Source organism: Fontibacillus phaseoli, assembly GCF_003337355.1.
GTDB lineage: Bacteria > Bacillota > Bacilli > Paenibacillales > Paenibacillaceae > Fontibacillus > Fontibacillus phaseoli.
Map to the genome: position 1 here is coordinate 139,184 of NZ_QPJW01000004.1, position 17,778 is coordinate 156,961.

The window sequence follows — 17,778 nt, forward strand, 5'->3', positions numbered from 1 at the left end:
ATAATCCAATTTGACGAAAATGAAATGAAAACAAATGAAATTTATATAGTGGCCGAATTTCTACCGAAAACGGGGGAACCGATATTTAGGGGTGAATTTCGTCTGTTTCACGGGTTCCATACCTTGTGAAAAAGCGAATAGGGCAGACCGCGCAAGCCCGAATCCGTCAGCTAACCTCGTAGGCCTTTGCAGCAGGGACCAATCAAAAGGCATTGGATTTCCAGTGCTTTTTTCTTTTTTGCCCAAATCCGGTAATGAGGTGACCGCGTTGATTTCCAAATGGATCAAATTCTCTCCGCCCCAGGTCTTAGTAATGGGTTTTGCGATGATTATCCTGGTCGGTGCGCTGCTTTTGATGCTGCCGATTTCCAGCACGACGGGAGAGTCGCTTCCTTTTATCGACGCCTTCTTCACCGCCACATCGGCAACCTGCGTAACCGGACTTGTCGTAGTTGATACGGGCACGTACTTTTCGACGTTCGGCCAGGTTGTCATCATGCTGCTGATCCAGGTTGGGGGACTCGGATTCATGACGATGGCGACCTTGTTCGCTCTCGTATTCAAACGGAAAATCTCCCTGAAGGATCGGCTTCTGCTTCAAGAGGCAATGAATCAAAATACGATGGAGGGCATCGTCCGTTTAATCCGGAAAGTATTGATGTACTCCCTGATTATCGAAAGCGGCGCGGCGCTTCTATTCGCCATTCGCTGGTCCTTCGATATGCCGTTCGGCCGGGCGTTATACTTCGGCATTTTCCATGGAGTCTCCATGTTCAACAATGCGGGCTTTGATTTGTTCGGCGAATACCGCAGCCTTACCCAGTATGTCAACGACCCGATCGTTAACTTCGTAGCGATGTTCCTGATCGTGTCCGGGGGGATCGGCTTCATCGTCCTATCCGACTTGATCGAATTCCGCCGCCGCCGTAAGTTATCGCTGCATTCCAAGGTGGTTTTGTCCATGACCAGCGCTTTGATTTTGGTTGGAGCGCTCGTTATTTTCGTATTCGAGTTTACGAACTCCAAAACCTTGGAGCCGCTGAGCTGGAGCGGCAAAATCTGGAGCTCGTTTTTCCAGTCGGTGACGCCGAGAACGGCGGGTGCCAATACGCTGGATATCGGCGGGCTTAGACAGGCCACGCAATTCTTTATGATTATTCTAATGTTTATTGGGGCATCGCCGAGCTCAACCGGGGGCGGGATCAAGACGACGACCTTCACGATCCTTATCGGTGCGGTGATTTCCATGATCCGCGGCCGTTCGGATTTGGTGCTGTTCCGCTACAGGCTGGCCCAGGAGCGGATATTCAAAGCCGTAACGATCACCATGCTGGCTTTGTTTCTGGTCATCGCCGTTGCGATGGTGCTGTCGACGACGGAAGACGCCAGCTTTCTAAGCATTCTGTTCGAGACGACGTCCGCTTTCGGGACCGTAGGGCTTACGATGGGACTTACGGGAAAACTGACGCTCATCGGAAAAATCATTATAAGCTTCACCATGTTTGCCGGACGGCTAGGGCCGTTGACCTTGGCTTATGCGCTCGGACCTAAGAAGGGTAAAGAATTGTATAGACATCCCGAAGGCAAAATGATTATAGGATAAGGGGAAAAGCGAAATGAAAACACAGCAGTTTGTAGTGATCGGACTGGGGCGTTTCGGTTCCAGTCTGGCGCTTGAGCTGATGGACCTCGGATACGAGGTTCTGGGCGTGGACCGGAACGAGGAAGTGGTCGAAGAATGGAGCGATCGGCTAACGCATGCCGTAGTTGCGGATGCGACGGATGAGGAAGTGCTGAAATCGCTAGGCGTACGGAATTTCGATTGCGGCATTGTGGCGATCGGCGATGATATTCAAATGAGCATTCTTTCTACCATTCTTCTCAAAGATCTTGGAATCAAGACGGTCGTGGCCAAGGCGATTTCCGTCCTCCATGGACGTGCGCTGGAAAAATTGGGCGTCGACCGGGTGATTTTTCCCGAGAGGGATATGGGGGTACGTGTCGCTCATCAGCTTGTAACTCCAAACCTGCTGGATTACATCGAACTTTCCAAAGAATACAGCATCGTGGAACTAAGAGTGCCTGACTGCCTGAATGGGAAAAACGTGGGTGATCTGAACCCGAGAGCCCGGTTCGGTTGCAGCATTGTGGCTATCCATCGGGAGAGCGGAGTCATTATTGCGCCAACGGCAATGGATCATCTGACGCAAGGTGACATTATGGTTCTTATCGGAGCAAAGAAAAATATCGAGGAATTTGAAGCCATTATTAATGAATGATCTTTAATCTTTAATCTTTGATTTTTGTTCTTTGATTTTGATAAAGCCGTTGGAGTGTGACTTTGTATGGAATCGACTGCAACCGAAGCGATTCGGCATTTTCTTGTCTTAGTACTATTTGTGATCAGCGTGGGGATGGTTTCCGGAAAATTGGCTTCCTGGCTGAAGTTGCCTGATGTCGCGGTGTTTATCGCCGTCGGCATGCTGCTGGGGCCCGGCTTAAATCTGATACATGAATCCAGCGGATCGCTGATCAATCAAACCATACTGACCCTAGGTTCGGCGCTGATTCTGTTTGACGGCGGCCGGAATTTGAAGCTCAGCGATCTCCGGAAAGTATGGATCACCCTTTCGATGCTCAGCGTGCCCGGCGTGATTATTTCTGTGCTGGCGGTAGGCCTCGGCGTGCATTTCCTGTTCGGCGTGGACTGGATCTTTGCCTTCTTGGCAGCAGCGGTTATTGCTTCCACGGACCCGGCGTCGATTATTCCGGTATTCAAGCAGGTGAAGATCAAAGAGCGGGTCCGGGAAACGGTCGAAAGCGAATCGGCGTTCAATGATGCAACGGGATCGATTCTGACCTTCTCGTTACTGGCCGTTGTGGCAGGTGGCGGGAAGCTGGATTTTGGCGCGATGACCTTGGATTTCGTGAAAACCGCTCTGGGCGGGATTCTCATCGGGCTCATTATCTCGGGGCTGTTGACTTATTTTACAGGGCATGCCAGGCACGGCGTGTTTCGGGAATATACAACGATTGTCATGATCGTATGCGCATTGTCGAGTTATCTGATTGCCGATCTGCTTCATGTCAGCGGCTTCATGGCGACATTTGTCGCCGGAGTGATCTGGGGCAATGCGGAGGTATTCAATCTATCCATGAAAGACAAGCATATCGAAACCAGTTCTTTTGCGGAAAATATCACGATTATCATGCGGATGCTGATCTTTGTGCTGCTGGGCAGTCAAGTGAACTTCGGTACACTCGGCCATTACTTCTGGCAAAGCCTTGCGGCGGTGCTGGTGCTGATGTTTGTGGCGCGTCCGCTCACCGTCTTTCTGTGTGCCCTTCCGGACCGGAAAGTAAAATGGACCTGGCGGGAGCTGTTGTTCATGTGCTGGGTGCGCGAAACCGGCGTCATACCCGCTGCGCTGTCGGGAATGATCGTCGGGATGGGCATCCCGCATGCCGAAATCATTTCGGCGATTACGTTCATGGCGATCGTGCTGACGATCGTCATTCAAGCGAGCACGACCGCCTGGGTGGCACGGAAGCTTGGCTTGGAAATTAAAGAAGCTGCGGTAAAGTCTTAGGACTTGATCGCAGCTTCTTTTTGGGTTCACGGTTCATGAACCGCGGATTCGCTTCCTTGGATTAATAAGTACGTACGGGAGCCCGCCGGTAAAGCAACCAGCCGATCCCGATCAGAACGACGGTTATGCCGAGGAACAGATGTGATAGCGTCACGTTTGACAATCCTGATGCTGCCAATTCAAAGTTATCTGCAAAATCCAGATCGTCGGGGACGAGGTTTAAGACCAGAATATAAAAAGCGATCGTAATCAAGCCGGGAAGCGTGCCGAACCGGTAAAACACGGTACCGAGCAAAATGAACAAAAACATGTCGAGCAGGTAGAAGGTCCATTGGCAATACCACAAGAGCAAGAAAGGCGTGATGCTTGCTTCTATGGTAATCCCCGACAACTGCATCACCGAGTATCCTACGTACACAACGATGTTTTGTATCAAGCTCATGGCGGCGCATAAAAGTACAGTCGTGCCGATCAAGTTGAGATAAAACTTTTGCCGGGGAATCCCGAAGCTCATTAACAGAGGAAAGCTGCTCGTTGCCATCAAAATGCCGCAGACCAGAAGATAGATGGCAATGGCTCCGTAGTTGGCCGAAAATAAAAAGTTGTCGGAAGTGTTCAGAACTTCGGGAAAATAACGCTGTGCCACCACTAGCGCGATATCTACCAGCAGCAGGATAGACCAGAAGACCGTCAGCGGTTTGAAGTTGTCTAACCAATGGAAGCGCAGCATTTTACGAGAAGTTTCCATAGTATTTTTCCTCCGAATTCAAATTTCCTTTGCGGGTCAAATAGACGAACAGCTTTTGCAGCGGAACCGGACCGATTTTGATGCCTCGGCGTTCCAGATCGACTTGGTTTTCCAACTCCCCGTACCAGACAAGCACGGTTGTTCCAGCCAGCGATTCTTCGTGTAATACGCGGGGATCGGAGGCTAGGGCGAGCAACAGTGACGTATCGCCCTGAAGGTAATGCGCCTGTTCCACAAAGGCATCTTTATCCATATGGGAGGTTACGACCCCTTGTTCTAACAGCGTTATATACTGGAACAGATTGGCGGATTCATCGATCTGATGGGTCGACAGGATCATCGTGCGCTGGCGTTCGCCGCAATCGGATATCATGAGTTCGTAGAAGGTCTCTCGCATGTCGGCGTCCAGCCCTAGGGTAGGCTCGTCAAACAAAGTCAATGGAGCGCGGCTGGCCAGCCCTTTCACGATGCCTACCATCGATTGCATGCCTCTCGACAGATGCTTATATTTCTTGTTGCCGGGCAAGCGGAATTTTCGCAGCAGTTCGACGGCGAATTTTTCGTCCCAGTACGGAAGCAGCAGCGAACAATATTTGATCAGGTCTTTGACCTTGTAATCGGCCCAGGATCGTTCATCCGATTTGACCAGGCAGATGTTCGGCGTGACGGCAGGGTTATCGTGGACTTGTTGGCCGTCGTACAGCACTTGCCCTTGGCTCGGATAGATCAGGCCGGAGAGAATATGGAGCAGGGTCGTTTTGCCGGCACCGTTAGCTCCCAGAAGCCCGTGAACGGCTCCTTCTTCAAAAGCCGTGGTGGCGTTACGGATAGCTTCGCTCCTGCCGAATTTTTTAGCGATTTGGCTGCATTCCAGAATAGAATTCACAACAATATCTCCTCTCGTCATCTTAATTGGCGGTCTCTGCCTTTTGAATCATGTCTGCGATCTGGCGCGGGGATATTCCTAATTTGGCTGCCTCGCGCAGCATGACTACGATATACTGGTCAAAAAATTGCTGCTTCCGCTTCTCTACCAATGCTGTTTGGGCTCCCGATGCAACGAACATGCCAATCCCTCTTTTCTTGTACAAAATTCCCTGATCCACCAGCAAATTAACGCCTTTTGCCGCCGTAGCCGGGTTGATTTGATAAAAGGCCGCAAATTGGTTGGTAGAAGGCACTTGGGTTTCTTCAGGTAATCTTCCTTCAATAATGTCATCTTCGATCTTTTCGGCAATTTGTTGAAAAATCGGACGTCCATCGTCGCTCAATACACCCATTTCTCCACCACCACCTTGGTTGATTACTTATGTAACTAACCATATAACCAAAGGAGTAAATTGTCAACAGGCGAGCGGCGTATGATAAAATAAAAGCAGCCGGATCATCCGGCTGCGATAGTCATCTTATGAAATATTTTATAGGGAGAGGGCTTCCGCAAGACTCTCTTTAATACCCGTAAACCACTCTTTCGTTTCATGGCTAAGCTCCGATTTATCGCCATACACCAGGCAAGTTTCCCTCCGCGTCTGCTCGAGTTCCCGCATCGGCACGGAGACCAGGTCATTATCTTTCAGCAATTGCTTGCGCAAGTAGGATTTAGGCAGCAGCGCAGCAGCTTTGCAAGTAGGCAGCAGGCGCACGATCGCTTCAAAGGAATCGATTTCCATGCGGATGTCCGGGATAATCCCGTAACGTCCGAAGAGGTCGTCGATCAGTTTGCGGTACCAGGTTCCTTTGGAGAATATGATCATGGAGCGACCGTTCAAATCTTCCATTCCCGCATGGTGGTTTCCGGCCAGTTCATGGCCGCGGGGAACGACCAGTTCCAGGTGATCCTGAAACAGGGGGATGCATTTAAGTCCCGTTTCGCTGATCGAAGAGGCAATGACGCCGACATCGACTTTGCGGTCGCGGACGTAAGAGACGATTTCATGGGTTTTGCCCGTAACCAGCTTGACCTCGATGTCCGGGAATTTATTCATCAGCGCCGTAACGAGCGGCGGCAGCGTCGTCTGAATCGTGGTAAGACTTGCCCCGAGCGTAACTACGCTGCGTTCGGAAGCTTTGAACCTGGAGACCGACTGCAGGAAGTTCTGATGGCGCTGCCGCTGCTCGAGCGCGTAAATATAGGCTTCATGCCCGACGCGGGTCAGCTCCAAACGCTTCCCTTTCCGCAAAAATAGCGATACTCCCCATTCTTCCTCCAGCTTGGCGATTTTTCTCGACAGGGCAGGCTGGGACAAATTCAACAATTTGGACGCCTTGTTTAAACTCGATTGCTCCACAACCGTCGTGAATACGAGCAAATCTTCCATCATAGCAGAGTCCAACTTTCCTTATGTTATTTTGTTATAAGTATTAATAATTATATTGCAATTCCATTATAAGATAAAAAGGAGTAACATGAAAAGTGACACAAGATGTTCACATGTTACTTTTGTAACAAGGGGAAAAGGCTGCGCTTTTGTGTAATTTATCATATACGTCTAGCGGTCTAATATTAGTGAATCCTAAAAAGTATGAGGAAGTATGGAAACGGGAAAGGGGCATATGGGCTTATGAAAGGGTTTTATTCCAGAAAACTGCACTCGCTTCTGGGTGTCATTCCGCTTGGATTTTTTCTTCTGGAACACATGCTTACGAATTTTTCCGCAGTAGAAGGCGGAAGCCAAGGCTTTAAGGACAGCGTCGCCTTCCTTAACAGCCTGCCGCTGGTCATCGTGCTGGAGATTGTAGGGATTTGGCTGCCGCTCCTGTATCACGGCGTGTACGGGATGTATATCGCTTTTCAGGCAAAGCCCAACAATACCCGGTTTCGCAATGAGCGCAATCTGCGCTACCTGCTGCAGCGGATCTCGGGAGTCCTCGTCTTTGCGTTCGTGATCTGGCATCTTTATGAAACCCGGTTGCAGGTCGCTCTAGGCAATGTGACGCACGAAGAATTGGGCGGCGTGATGCATGAGATCGTAATGAATCCGTTTTTCTTTATCTTGTACCTGATCGGAGTCGTATCTGCCGCATTCCACTTTGCTAATGGACTTTGGTCGTTCATGGTAAGCTGGGGCATTACGGTCGGTCCGCGGGCGCAGCGGGTTTCTTCATATATCTGCATGACGTTGTTCGCGATTACGGCCGTGATGTTCACCTGGTCCTTGTTCGCTTTCCGCGACGTGGAATTCCAGGCGGACGGGACGGCTTTGCTGGAGACGCTTCGGGCATTTATCGGGTAATTGAATGTAAAAATATTCCGCGATGGCTCAAAACGATTGCATTTCATAGATCCGGATTACTGCTTCTGAAGCCGCTTCGGTATCGGGAAGGCATTTTTTGAACATCCTCTTTTAGGAGTTGAAGATAGAGATGGCTAAACAAAGCGTAATTATTGTCGGCGGCGGTCTGGCCGGCCTGATGGCTACGATCAAATCGGCGGAAGCCGGAGTTCAGGTACATCTGTTCTCGCTCGTTCCGGTCAAAAGATCCCACTCCGTTTGTGCGCAGGGGGGCATTAACGGAGCCGTAAATACAAAAGGCGAAGGCGACTCCCCTTGGGAGCATTTCGACGATACCGTGTACGGCGGAGACTTCCTGGCGAACCAGCCGCCGGTGAAAGCAATGTGCGAGGCGGCGCCGGGCATCATCCATCTCATGGACCGGATGGGCGTCATGTTCAACCGGACGCCGGAGGGACTGCTCGATTTCCGCCGGTTCGGCGGCACAAAGCGCCACCGCACGGCTTTTGCCGGTGCGACGACGGGACAACAGTTGCTCTATGCTCTGGACGAACAGGTACGCCGCTATGAAGCGGAAGGTCTGGTCACCAAGTATGAGAACTGGGAGTTCCTGTCTGCCGTTCTGGATGATGAAGGGGTATGCCGCGGCATTTGCGCGCAAAACTTGCGTTCGATGGAAATCGTTACTTTCGCATCGGATGCTGTAATACTAGCTTCGGGCGGCCCCGGTATTATTTTTGGCAAAACGACGAATTCGGTAATCAATACAGGGACGGCGGCAAGCGCGGTCTATCAGCAAGGCGTCAATTACGCGAACGGCGAATTTATCCAAATTCACCCGACGGCCATTCCGGGCGATGACAAGCTGAGGCTCATGTCCGAATCCGCACGCGGGGAAGGCGGCCGCATCTGGACGTATAAGGACGGCAAGCCATGGTACTTCCTTGAGGAGAAATATCCGGCATACGGCAACTTGGTACCGCGGGATATTGCTACCCGGGAAATCTTCCACGTTTGCGTCGATATGAAGCTGGGGATTAACGGGGAGAACATGGTTTACCTCGATTTGTCCCACAAGGATCCGAAAGAGCTGGATGTGAAGCTCGGTGGAATCATCGAAATCTATGAGAAATTCATGGGGGACGACCCTCGCAAAATTCCGATGAAAATCTTCCCGGCGGTCCATTATTCCATGGGCGGCATGTGGGTCGATTACAATCAGATGACGAACATTCCCGGCCTGTTTGCGGCTGGGGAATGCGAATATCAGTATCACGGCGCGAACCGGCTGGGAGCCAACTCGTTGGTTTCCGCGATCTATGGCGGGATGGTGGCCGGACCGAAAGCGGTGGAATATATCCGCGGCCTGAAAAAATCGGCGGAGGATCTTAATCCGCAGATCTATGAGAACTACCGTAAAGCACAGGAAGATAAGTACGAAGGATTACTCGCCATGAACGGGACCGAGAACCCGTATGTGCTGCATAAGGAGCTTGGCGAATGGATGACGGCAAACATGACCGTAGTTCGCCAAAACAGTAAGCTGGAAGCGACGATCGGCAAGATTAAGGAACTGAAGCAGCGTTACAAAAATATTAACATTAATGATACGTCCCGCTGGAACAACGCCGGCGCGGCTTTTACCCGCCAGCTGTGGAATATGATGGAGTTGTCCGAAGCGATGACGCTGGGCGCGCTGCTTCGCAACGAGAGCCGGGGAGCCCACTATAAACCGGATTTCCCGACTCGTAATGACGAGGAGTTCCTGAAGACAACCAAGGCGACGTGGACGCCTGACGGTCCGCAGATTTCTTATGAAGATGTGGACGTCTCTTTGATCCCGCCGCGGGTTCGCGATTATTCGAAGGACAAATAGGGGGAGAGACTATGGCAACAGCGAATACGAAATTAACGGCGAAGAAAGTGAAGTTTGTCATTACGCGCCAAGACGATCCCAAGTCGGCATCTTATACGGAGGAGTTTGAGCTGGATTACCGTCCCGGTATGAACGTCATCAGCGCCTTGATGGAAATCCAGCGGAACCCCGTCAATTTGAAAGGCGAGTCTACGGCTCCGGTATGCTGGGAGTCCAACTGCCTAGAGGAAGTGTGCGGAGCGTGCTCGATGGTCATTAACGGCAAGCCCCGCCAGGCTTGCGCGGCGTTGATCGACAACCTGGAGCAGCCGATTCGCGTGGAACCGATGCGGACGTTCCCGGTCGTGCGCGACCTGGTCATCGACCGCGCGCGGATGTTTGGCGCGTTGAAGCGCGTCAAAGCCTGGATTCCGATCGACGGCACGTACGATCTGGGTCCCGGCCCGCGGATGGCGGAGAAGAAGCGTCAATGGGCTTACGAGTTGTCCAAATGCATGACCTGCGGCGTCTGCCTGGAGGCATGCCCGAACGTCAACGAGAAGACCGATTTCATCGGCCCGGCGGCGATTTCCCAGGTGCGCTTGTTCAACGCGCATCCAACGGGCGAGATGAACGCCGAGGAGCGTCTCGAGGCGCTGATGGAAGAGGGCGGGATCGAGGGCTGCGGCAACTCGCAAAACTGTGTCCGCGCCTGTCCGAAGGGCATCCCGTTGACGACTTCGATCGCCGAAATGAACAAGGCGACCAGCAAGCATATGTTCAAGCGCTGGCTGGGCGTGTAACCATTGCGGATAGTAAAAACCGGGCCGATGCGCCCGGTTTTTTTGCGGCTTTCCTAGGAAGGGGATGACTCCGCCCTTCTCTTTGGCGAGGCGGAACCGGTGGTTATCCCACTCCATTGGATATTTCCAACCAAGCGGGATGTAATCCTGCATCCTTCATTTTTTGATTGGAAATATCCAATCAAAAGGGTTGGGTTCAGCTCAAGACCCTTCTTCTCGTTCTGTTGGATTGGAATTTTCCAATCAGACTATGCTCGTCGAGCTTTTTGATGACTTCTAATTGGAAATTTCCACTGGAAAAAATGTCATCAAAAAACTTCCGTAAAAAAGAAGTTTTTGAATCCATCGAAGAGGGTTTTAAAATTTGTATTGCCGAAGACAAAACCTGTATGCTAATATGACGTTAAGAATGAAAACGTTACCGAAAAGGATGCCGATATGGTTTTCGGAATCGTTACCGAAAACGAAACCGGAAAAACGGAAGCGTATTCATTTCGCAATATCATTTCGAATTCATTCGAGGGGGAAAGGACAAATGAAGGTCAGAAAGCTATGGAGTTTGGTGCTGGCTTTAACTTTGGTCGCCGGGCTTGCTGTAGGTTGCGGCAACAAAAACGATGAAGCAAAAGTGAATGATTCGGGAGCTAATGGAGGTTCCGCCCCGGCAAAAAAAGCGGGCGAAATTTTTTTCCTGAACTTCAAACCGGAGATCGCGGAAATTTACGAGAAAATTGCTAAGGATTATGAAGCGGAAACGGGGGTCAAAGTTAAAGTCGTTACTGCTGCCGCCGGAACTTACGAGGCAACTCTGAAATCTGAAATTGCCAAAGCCGACGCCCCGACGATTTTCCAAATTAATGGTCCCATAGGCTATCAGAACTGGAAAGATTACTCGCTCGATTTGAAAGACACCAAGCTTTACAGCTACTTGTCCGACCAAAGCCTGGCTGTAACTAATGAAGGCGGCGTTTACGGAATTCCTTACGTTGTGGAAGGCTACGGCATTATTTACAATGATGCCATTATGAAGAAGTATTTCGAATTGTCGGATAAAGCCGTTTCGGCGTCTTCGATGGCCGACGTCAAAAACTTCGACACTTTGAAAGCCGTCGTTGAAGATATGACCGCGAAGAAAGACCAGTTGGGAATCAAAGGCGTATTCTCCTCCACTTCACTGGCTGCAGGCGAGCAATGGAGATGGCATACTCATTTGGCCAACCTGCCTTTGTACTATGAGTTCAAAGACAACACAGCTTATGACAACACTGTTTTGGCCGGTCTTGCCACGAACGAAGTCGAATTTAAATACAATCCGAATTTCAAAAATACTTTTGACCTGTACATCAATAACTCGGTTACAAAAGGCGGTCTGCTCGGAAGCAAATCCGTAACCGACTCCATGGCCGAGTTTGCGCTGGGTCAATCCGCGATGGTTCAAAACGGAAACTGGGCCTGGTCGCAAATCAAGGAGGTTGACGGCAACGTCGTAAAAGCCGAAGACATCAAATTCCTGCCGGTTTACACCGGAGTATCCGGCGAAGAAAATCAAGGCCTGGCCATCGGTACGGAAAACTATCTCTCCATCAACAGCAAGGTATCTCCTGAGAAACAGGAAGCTTCGATCGCGTTCCTGGAATGGCTGTTCTCCAGCGACAAAGGTAAAGCTTACGTAACCAAGGATCTCGGATTCATCGCTCCATTCAATACGTTCAAGGAAGATGAAAAACCTGCCGATCCGCTCGCAAAAGAAGTAACGAACTGGATGGACAAAGACGGTATCGTATCGGTGCCATGGGCTTTCGCGGCATTCCCGAGCGAAGAATTCAAAAACGTGTTCGGCGATGCATTGCTGCAATACGCCCAAGGCAACAAAACCTGGGATGATGTTGTAAGTATCTTCAAGGATAGCTGGAAAACCGAAAAAGCCAAGTAATTAGCATCCACTCTTATGCCACGGTGGACCAAACCGGTGCGCCGTGGCCTAATTTATGACCGGTGAGTATAGAAAGCGATTTTCTGACTCGCCATTTTTTAATCTCAGGTGAGGAGCAGAACACCATGCAAAAATCGATAAAAAGATACTTCGCCCTTTTTGCATTGCCTACATTACTGGCCTTTACTGTCATGTTCATTATTCCGTTTGTTCTGGGCGTGTACTTGTCCTTTACGGAATTTACAACAGTTACGGATGCAAAATGGGTTGGCTTCAGCAATTATATTAATGCTTTTTCCAATCAAGAATTTTTGAATGCCTTATGGTTCACGGTTAAATTTACAATCGTGTCGGTAATTACGATCAATGTGTTTGCCTTTCTTCTGGCCATGCTGTTAACGCGGGGGAAGAAAGGAACCAATCTGTTCAGAACGATCTTTTTTATGCCGAACCTGATCGGCGGGATCGTACTGGGTTATATTTGGCAGCTCATTATTAACGGAGTACTGATTAAATTTGACGTAACTTTAACCTCCAGTGCCAATTACGGCTTTTGGGGTCTTATCGTGCTCATGAATTGGCAATTAATCGGGTATATGATGATCATTTATATCGCCGGCATTCAAAATGTTTCGAAGGACGTTATTGAAGCAGCCAAGATTGATGGAAGTACCCGTTTCGGTATATTGCGTAATGTGACTATTCCTCTTGTAATGCCTTCTATCACTATCTGTTTGTTCCTGACTTTGTCGAATTCGTTCAAGCTGTTCGACCAGAACCTGGCGCTCACGGCTGGGGCACCATCGAAGCAAACCTCCATGCTGGCGCTGGATATTTACAACACCTTTTATGGCAGCGTAGGCTGGGAAGGCGTCGGCCAAGCCAAAGCGGTTGTATTCTTTCTGTTGGTTGCCTTGATTGCATTGATCCAGCTTGTAGCCACAAGAAGCAAGGAGGTTGAGAACTGATGCAAAAGACGAGAGGCAGAGATGCTGCACTAAATACGGTGTTATTGGTTCTCGCCGTACTGTTCTTGGCACCGATCCTGATCGTACTGTTGAATTCTTTTAAAGGAAAGTTCTTTATAAGCGACACCCCGTTCAAACTTCCGGATGCCCAGACATTCATCGGTTTGAAGAACTATACGGGCGGCATCTCCAAAATCGGATTTTTTAATGCTTTCGGAAACTCCCTGTTCATCACGGTGTGCTCCGTTTCTGTCATCGTACTGCTTACTGCCATGACGGCCTGGTATATTACGCGAGTCAAAACCAAATTCACGAAATACTTATACTACATTTTCGTATTTTCGATGATCGTTCCGTTTCAAATGGTCATGTTTACGATGACGAAGGTGGCCAATATTCTGCATGTGGATAATCTGGTCGGAATCATTTTCATTTATCTGGGCTTTGGAGCCGGGTTATCGGTGTTCTTGTTTAGTGGATTCGTGAAGTCGATTCCGATTGAAATTGAAGAAGCCGACCTGATTGACGGCTGTAATCCTGTGCAATCCTTTTTCAGAGTGGTATTGCCGATTTTGAAACCGATTGCGATTACCGTGGCGATCCTCAACGTCATGTGGATCTGGAACGACTATTTGCTGCCTTTGCTGGTCATTGGGAGTGATCACAGAACGATTCCGATCGCCATTCAATATCTGAAGGGCGGTTACGGCTCGATTGATATGGGAGCCATGATGGCCATGCTGGTGTTGGCTATTTTGCCTATCGTCATCTTCTATCTGTTCTGTCAGAAATATATTATTGAAGGCGTCGTTGCCGGTGCCGTCAAAGGTTAGCATGTCAATAAATGCCCGGGTAGCGGTAGCGCAAAGAGGGCAGGGCAGGGTTTTTACCGGATGGACTGATCCACCCGGAAACCCTGCTTTTTTATACCCGCCCTTGTCATCCAAAGGTTTAATTGCTATATTTTCTATGAGTGTGTAGAGATTACGATGTAAGGGAAGATCGGACATGGCTTCAATTACAATTATCGATATTGCAAAAATGTGCGGGGTTGGCGTGACCACGGTTTCCCGGGCGATCAATAATCATCCCGATATCAGCGAAGAGACCAAAGCCATGATTATGCAGGTCATCAAAGATAACCATTATGTTCCGAACAACAGCGCCCGGAATCTGAAACGTTCCGCCTCTAAGACGATCGCCGTCCTGATCAAGGGGATCACGAATCCTTTCTTCAACCGGATGATTCAGGTGTTTGAAAAAGAGATTCAAAGAAAGAAATACTCCTTCATTCTGCAGCATGTGGATGAGAATCAGGATGAGATCGAAGTCGCCATCGAGTTGGAGAAAGAGAAACGGTTGAAGGGGATCGTTTTTCTCGGGGGGAATTTTTCGCATTCCAAGGAAAAGCTTGATCAGTTGACGGTACCGTTTGTCTTGAGCACGATCGGCATGACACCGGAGTATGATCCGAGCGAGTACTCTTCCGTTTCGGTGGACGACTATAAAGAAAGCTATAAAATGGTAGACTATCTATGCAATCAGGGCCATCGTAAAATTGCCATCATTACCGCATCCATGGACGATGTCAGTATCGGTAAGCTTAGATACGAAGGTTATAAACAGGCTTTGGAAGATCATGAATTGCCATTGAATGAGAAGCTGGTTTACAGCATGAAAGAAAACATAGAGAGCTACTCGATGGAAAACGGCTATGCGGTGACCAAAGAACTGCTGGATTCCGGAGAGGAGTTTACGGCGCTGTTTGCCGTCTCCGACAGTTTGGCCGTGGGAGCTTGCAAGGCGATCTTCGAGAGCGGAAAATCCGTTCCCGATGATTATTCCGTCGCCGGCTTTGACGGACTGGATATCACTTACTATTACAATCCTTCCATTACGACCATCCGCCAGCCGGTGGAGGAAATTGCGGAAGAGACGATCAGAATCCTGTTTGATTTGATCAACAAAAAGATAACCCATGCGCACAAAACATTCCCGGCGGAACTGATGATCCGCGAGTCGACGACCGCACGGAAATAAAATAGCCCGGCCTCGCAGAAATCTGCGGCCGGGTTTTGTTGTTTTTGGCAGGAAGGGCAATTCTGGATATTTTGCTTAAAACGCCTTAGAATGGAGAGAAGTATCAGGGAGAGAGGTTGGGGTAGAGTTGAATAAGAAAAGAGCGAGAGCAAACCGGTTCAAGGTGATGACGAAATTTGCGAGTACCGGGTTGGTAGCGATTTCAGTATTGCTTCCCGCAAGTCTGGCCGGAGCCGAGACAAGCAAGGCGACGGAGAGCGTTTCGGTAGAGTCGGGTACGGATAGCACATCAGGCAGCACATCATCGTATGACCTTTTGCCGATCGAGACCCGATTGAAGATTGCCGCCGGTGAAATTCCGATGCCGGGATCATCTGCACCGGATTCGTCATTAGCCAAATTCACGAAGGAGCAGGCCGTCGCTAAAGTGAAGGAGTTGCTTCCGGAATTGAAGGATGCGGTTGTTCAAAACGTCACGCTGGGGATTACTAACGTGTATCCGCCGCCAACTAATCAAATGGTCTGGAACATCGAGTGGACCTATCCGGCGGGAAGCTCGGGGTATAGTTTTAGTTCCCAGGTTGACGCACTTACCGGAGATCTCATCAACATCTATTTAAGCAGTGCGCAAGAAGCTTCTAACGAGAACTATTATCCTCCAAAGTTGACCCAAGATCAGGCGCTTGAAACGGCCAAGTCTTTTATTGTTAAGGCGGCTCCTACTATATCGCTGCAGGATCTGAAACAGGAGGTTATTTCTTCTTGGAACCCAACCGAGGCTTCTTTGTTCGGACCGATTCAATACAATTTCAATTTTGGCGTGCTTAAGAATGGTATTCCTTCACCCGAATATGTCAGCATCATGCTCAACGGCAACGGAAATCTTATTTCTTTCACCAAATCTTTTGAACGATTGAATTATCCGGCGAAGGCGGCAGCCATTTCCCAGACTGTTGCGGAGCAAACCTTCGGAAGCGGACTGGATGTTGAACTGAGGTATGTTGAGATACACAAAGAAGATAAAGCTAGCGAATATATATTAGCTTGGAGTCCTTCGGAGAATGGTACCTATCCGATCGATGCAACAACCGGGAAGCGAATTAGTTATCAAGGGGAAGACGTGACGGCAACCCCGCCCGTCTATTCGGAAGTACCAGCCACCAAAAAACAGTTCGCACCTCGGACATCCAAGTCGGAACTGACCGCCGACGAGGCGGGGAAATTGGTAGAACATACTTTTATGATTCCAAAGGGGCGAACTTTGTCCTCATATCCGTCATTGAATTCGGATTACGCCGATCCCGCGCGGAAAGTATGGAGATTGACCTGGGGAGACCAGCAGGGAAAACCGTATGTTCCAGGATTCCCGTTCCAATCGAGTGCGGAAGTCGATGCCCTGACGGGACAAATTCTTGAGTTTCGCATGGAGGAGTTCGCCGATCAAGGTCAGGAAGCGTCAGTCCCTCCAGCCGGGGCCGTGAAGCTGAGTCAAGGAGCAGCCAAGCAAAAAGCGATCGAACTCGTAAATGCTTTGGCTCCAAACGCAAGCCGGAATTACAAATTGGTGGAGCAGAAGGATGTCAATCCGGATAAGACGGGATACGGATTTAATTTCACCCGATTTGTTCAAGACATTCCGGTGAATAGCGGTGGAATTTCTCTATCTTTCGATTTATATGGCAATCTGGAATATTACAGCTTTGGCCGTACGCCGGGACTTGATAAAGTTACCGGACCATCGATCGCAAAAGTGGCAAAGGAAGACGCGCTGAAGACATACCGGGATCTGTACGTCATGAAACTGCAGTACATCAGTACCGGCGGGCATATCACGGATAACAAATATATTGAACAGAAAACCTGGCTGGCCTATTCTCCGGAAGCCAAGGATCGCGATAAACCGTATCAAGTTCTCGATGCCGTTTCAGGTCAATGGGTGACGGTATATGACAACATCAGGTATGGGAACGGAAATTCCACCGGGTCCATGCCTGCCGATTTGAAAGGCCATTGGGCCGAGCTGGATCTCATGACCTTGGTACAATATGGTGTAATTACGCCAGATGAGAGCGGCAACGTGAAGCCTAATCAAGATATTACGGTCGGCGAATGGCTTGGCATGATGGCTCAAGCCGTAACTCCTTATTACAAGGACTATGCCGGTTATTACGGAATGGCCGAACAGAAGGAGATAGCGGGAGTATCCGTGGATAGCCTCTATTATGATGCGGTAAGCTATGCTGCCGAACGGAATTGGATTGACCGGGACGACGTTTTGAAGGTCGATTCCAAACTGACGCGGGAGCAGTTGGCCGTCAGCCTGGCATCGATGGTCAAGTACAATAAAATGGCCGCGTTTCTGACCGGGGATGAAAGCTTAAATCAATTCGGCGACAAGTCGTCGATCGTCAGCAAAGGCGAGGTGGCCCTCGCCATGAAACTTGGCTTGCTCCAAGGCCAGAACGGCAAATTCAATCCGCAAGGTGCCGTGACGAAAGCGGATGCGGCAACGGTAATGATGCAGCTCGTTAAACTGCAAGGCAAAATGGATCAGGGGATCACTCAATAGTCATCTATTTCGGCATGGGGCTGTCCCGGAAGCAGTTTC

The 17,778-nt window shown here is 49.6% G+C and carries 15 protein-coding genes and 1 riboswitch; of the genes, 11 read left to right on the plus strand and 4 right to left on the minus strand.

What is annotated here, in order from left to right; translation table 11 throughout:
- Positions 1–40: 40 nt before the first annotated feature.
- Positions 41–201: riboswitch (cyclic di-AMP (ydaO/yuaA leader) on the plus strand.
- Positions 202–313: 112 nt separating this feature from the next.
- From DFP94_RS13275 to DFP94_RS13285, 3 genes are all read left to right on the plus strand, one after another.
- The gene (locus DFP94_RS13275; RefSeq protein ID WP_114497126.1) at positions 314–1,603 is read left to right on the plus strand and encodes a TrkH family potassium uptake protein; all 1,290 of its coding nucleotides are present in this window, start codon (positions 314–316) and stop codon (positions 1,601–1,603) included.
- Positions 1,604–1,616: 13 nt separating this feature from the next.
- The gene (locus tag DFP94_RS13280; RefSeq protein WP_114496949.1) at positions 1,617–2,279 is read left to right on the plus strand and encodes a potassium channel family protein; all 663 of its coding nucleotides are present in this window, start codon (positions 1,617–1,619) and stop codon (positions 2,277–2,279) included.
- Between the two features lie 66 nt (positions 2,280–2,345).
- Complete coding sequence (locus DFP94_RS13285; protein ID WP_114496950.1) at positions 2,346–3,590, plus strand: cation:proton antiporter; 1,245 nt, start codon at positions 2,346–2,348, stop codon at positions 3,588–3,590.
- Positions 3,591–3,651: 61 nt separating this feature from the next.
- Here the strand turns inward: DFP94_RS13285 and DFP94_RS13290 are convergent, their stop codons facing one another.
- The 4 genes from DFP94_RS13290 to DFP94_RS13305 all read right to left on the minus strand — a co-directional run bounded on the left by DFP94_RS13290 (position 3,652) and on the right by DFP94_RS13305 (position 6,659).
- Positions 3,652–4,338 (minus strand): hypothetical protein, encoded by a 687-nt coding sequence (locus DFP94_RS13290; RefSeq protein WP_114496951.1) that lies wholly within the window; start codon positions 4,336–4,338, stop codon positions 3,652–3,654.
- The gene (locus DFP94_RS13295; protein WP_181873141.1) at positions 4,322–5,224 is read right to left on the minus strand and encodes an ATP-binding cassette domain-containing protein; all 903 of its coding nucleotides are present in this window, start codon (positions 5,222–5,224) and stop codon (positions 4,322–4,324) included. The genes DFP94_RS13290 and DFP94_RS13295 overlap by 17 nt, the downstream gene beginning before the upstream one ends.
- A gap of 22 nt (positions 5,225–5,246) precedes the next feature.
- Positions 5,247–5,618, minus strand: a complete 372-nt coding sequence (locus DFP94_RS13300; protein WP_114496953.1) for a GntR family transcriptional regulator — start codon at positions 5,616–5,618, stop codon at positions 5,247–5,249.
- Between the two features lie 138 nt (positions 5,619–5,756).
- Positions 5,757–6,659 (minus strand): LysR family transcriptional regulator, encoded by a 903-nt coding sequence (locus DFP94_RS13305; RefSeq protein ID WP_114496954.1) that lies wholly within the window; start codon positions 6,657–6,659, stop codon positions 5,757–5,759.
- Between the two features lie 240 nt (positions 6,660–6,899).
- Here DFP94_RS13305 and DFP94_RS13310 point away from each other — a divergent pair, with 240 nt between their 5' ends.
- The 8 genes from DFP94_RS13310 (at position 6,900) to DFP94_RS13345 (ending at position 17,739) form a co-directional block, all read left to right on the plus strand.
- Entirely contained in the window at positions 6,900–7,571 is a 672-nt protein-coding gene (locus DFP94_RS13310; RefSeq protein WP_114496955.1) for a succinate dehydrogenase cytochrome b558 subunit, read from the plus strand.
- Between the two features lie 130 nt (positions 7,572–7,701).
- Complete coding sequence (gene sdhA / locus DFP94_RS13315; RefSeq protein ID WP_114496956.1) at positions 7,702–9,447, plus strand: succinate dehydrogenase flavoprotein subunit; 1,746 nt, start codon at positions 7,702–7,704, stop codon at positions 9,445–9,447.
- Positions 9,448–9,458: 11 nt separating this feature from the next.
- Positions 9,459–10,229, plus strand: a complete 771-nt coding sequence (sdhB, locus tag DFP94_RS13320) for a succinate dehydrogenase iron-sulfur subunit (protein ID WP_114496957.1) — start codon at positions 9,459–9,461, stop codon at positions 10,227–10,229.
- Positions 10,230–10,764: 535 nt separating this feature from the next.
- Positions 10,765–12,162 (plus strand): ABC transporter substrate-binding protein, encoded by a 1,398-nt coding sequence (locus tag DFP94_RS13325; protein WP_114496958.1) that lies wholly within the window; start codon positions 10,765–10,767, stop codon positions 12,160–12,162.
- Between the two features lie 125 nt (positions 12,163–12,287).
- Entirely contained in the window at positions 12,288–13,130 is an 843-nt protein-coding gene (locus DFP94_RS13330; RefSeq protein ID WP_114496959.1) for a carbohydrate ABC transporter permease, read from the plus strand.
- Entirely contained in the window at positions 13,130–13,963 is an 834-nt protein-coding gene (locus DFP94_RS13335) for a carbohydrate ABC transporter permease (RefSeq protein ID WP_114496960.1), read from the plus strand. The genes DFP94_RS13330 and DFP94_RS13335 overlap by 1 nt, the downstream gene beginning before the upstream one ends.
- Before the next feature lie 175 nt (positions 13,964–14,138).
- Complete coding sequence (locus DFP94_RS13340) at positions 14,139–15,170, plus strand: LacI family DNA-binding transcriptional regulator (protein ID WP_114496961.1); 1,032 nt, start codon at positions 14,139–14,141, stop codon at positions 15,168–15,170.
- 127 nt (positions 15,171–15,297) lie between these two features.
- Positions 15,298–17,739 (plus strand): YcdB/YcdC domain-containing protein, encoded by a 2,442-nt coding sequence (locus tag DFP94_RS13345; protein ID WP_114496962.1) that lies wholly within the window; start codon positions 15,298–15,300, stop codon positions 17,737–17,739.
- Positions 17,740–17,778 lie beyond the last annotated feature (39 nt).

Excerpts from the sequence above, each read along its gene's own strand:
- DFP94_RS13275 (WP_114497126.1), top strand. The coding sequence starts at position 314 with ATGGGTTTTGCGATGATTATCCTGGTCGGTGCGCTGCTTTTGATGCTG.
- DFP94_RS13280 (WP_114496949.1), top strand. The coding sequence starts at position 1,617 with ATGAAAACACAGCAGTTTGTAGTGATCGGACTGGGGCGTTTCGGTTCC.
- DFP94_RS13285 (WP_114496950.1), top strand. The coding sequence starts at position 2,346 with ATGGAATCGACTGCAACCGAAGCGATTCGGCATTTTCTTGTCTTAGTA.
- DFP94_RS13290 (WP_114496951.1), bottom strand. The coding sequence starts at position 4,338 with ATGGAAACTTCTCGTAAAATGCTGCGCTTCCATTGGTTAGACAACTTC.
- DFP94_RS13300 (WP_114496953.1), bottom strand. The coding sequence starts at position 5,618 with ATGGGTGTATTGAGCGACGATGGACGTCCGATTTTTCAACAAATTGCC.
- DFP94_RS13305 (WP_114496954.1), bottom strand. The coding sequence starts at position 6,659 with ATGATGGAAGATTTGCTCGTATTCACGACGGTTGTGGAGCAATCGAGT.
- DFP94_RS13310 (WP_114496955.1), top strand. The coding sequence starts at position 6,900 with ATGAAAGGGTTTTATTCCAGAAAACTGCACTCGCTTCTGGGTGTCATT.
- sdhA (WP_114496956.1), top strand. The coding sequence starts at position 7,702 with ATGGCTAAACAAAGCGTAATTATTGTCGGCGGCGGTCTGGCCGGCCTG.
- sdhB (WP_114496957.1), top strand. The coding sequence starts at position 9,459 with ATGGCAACAGCGAATACGAAATTAACGGCGAAGAAAGTGAAGTTTGTC.
- DFP94_RS13325 (WP_114496958.1), top strand. The coding sequence starts at position 10,765 with ATGAAGGTCAGAAAGCTATGGAGTTTGGTGCTGGCTTTAACTTTGGTC.
- DFP94_RS13330 (WP_114496959.1), top strand. The coding sequence starts at position 12,288 with ATGCAAAAATCGATAAAAAGATACTTCGCCCTTTTTGCATTGCCTACA.
- DFP94_RS13335 (WP_114496960.1), top strand. The coding sequence starts at position 13,130 with ATGCAAAAGACGAGAGGCAGAGATGCTGCACTAAATACGGTGTTATTG.
- DFP94_RS13340 (WP_114496961.1), top strand. The coding sequence starts at position 14,139 with ATGGCTTCAATTACAATTATCGATATTGCAAAAATGTGCGGGGTTGGC.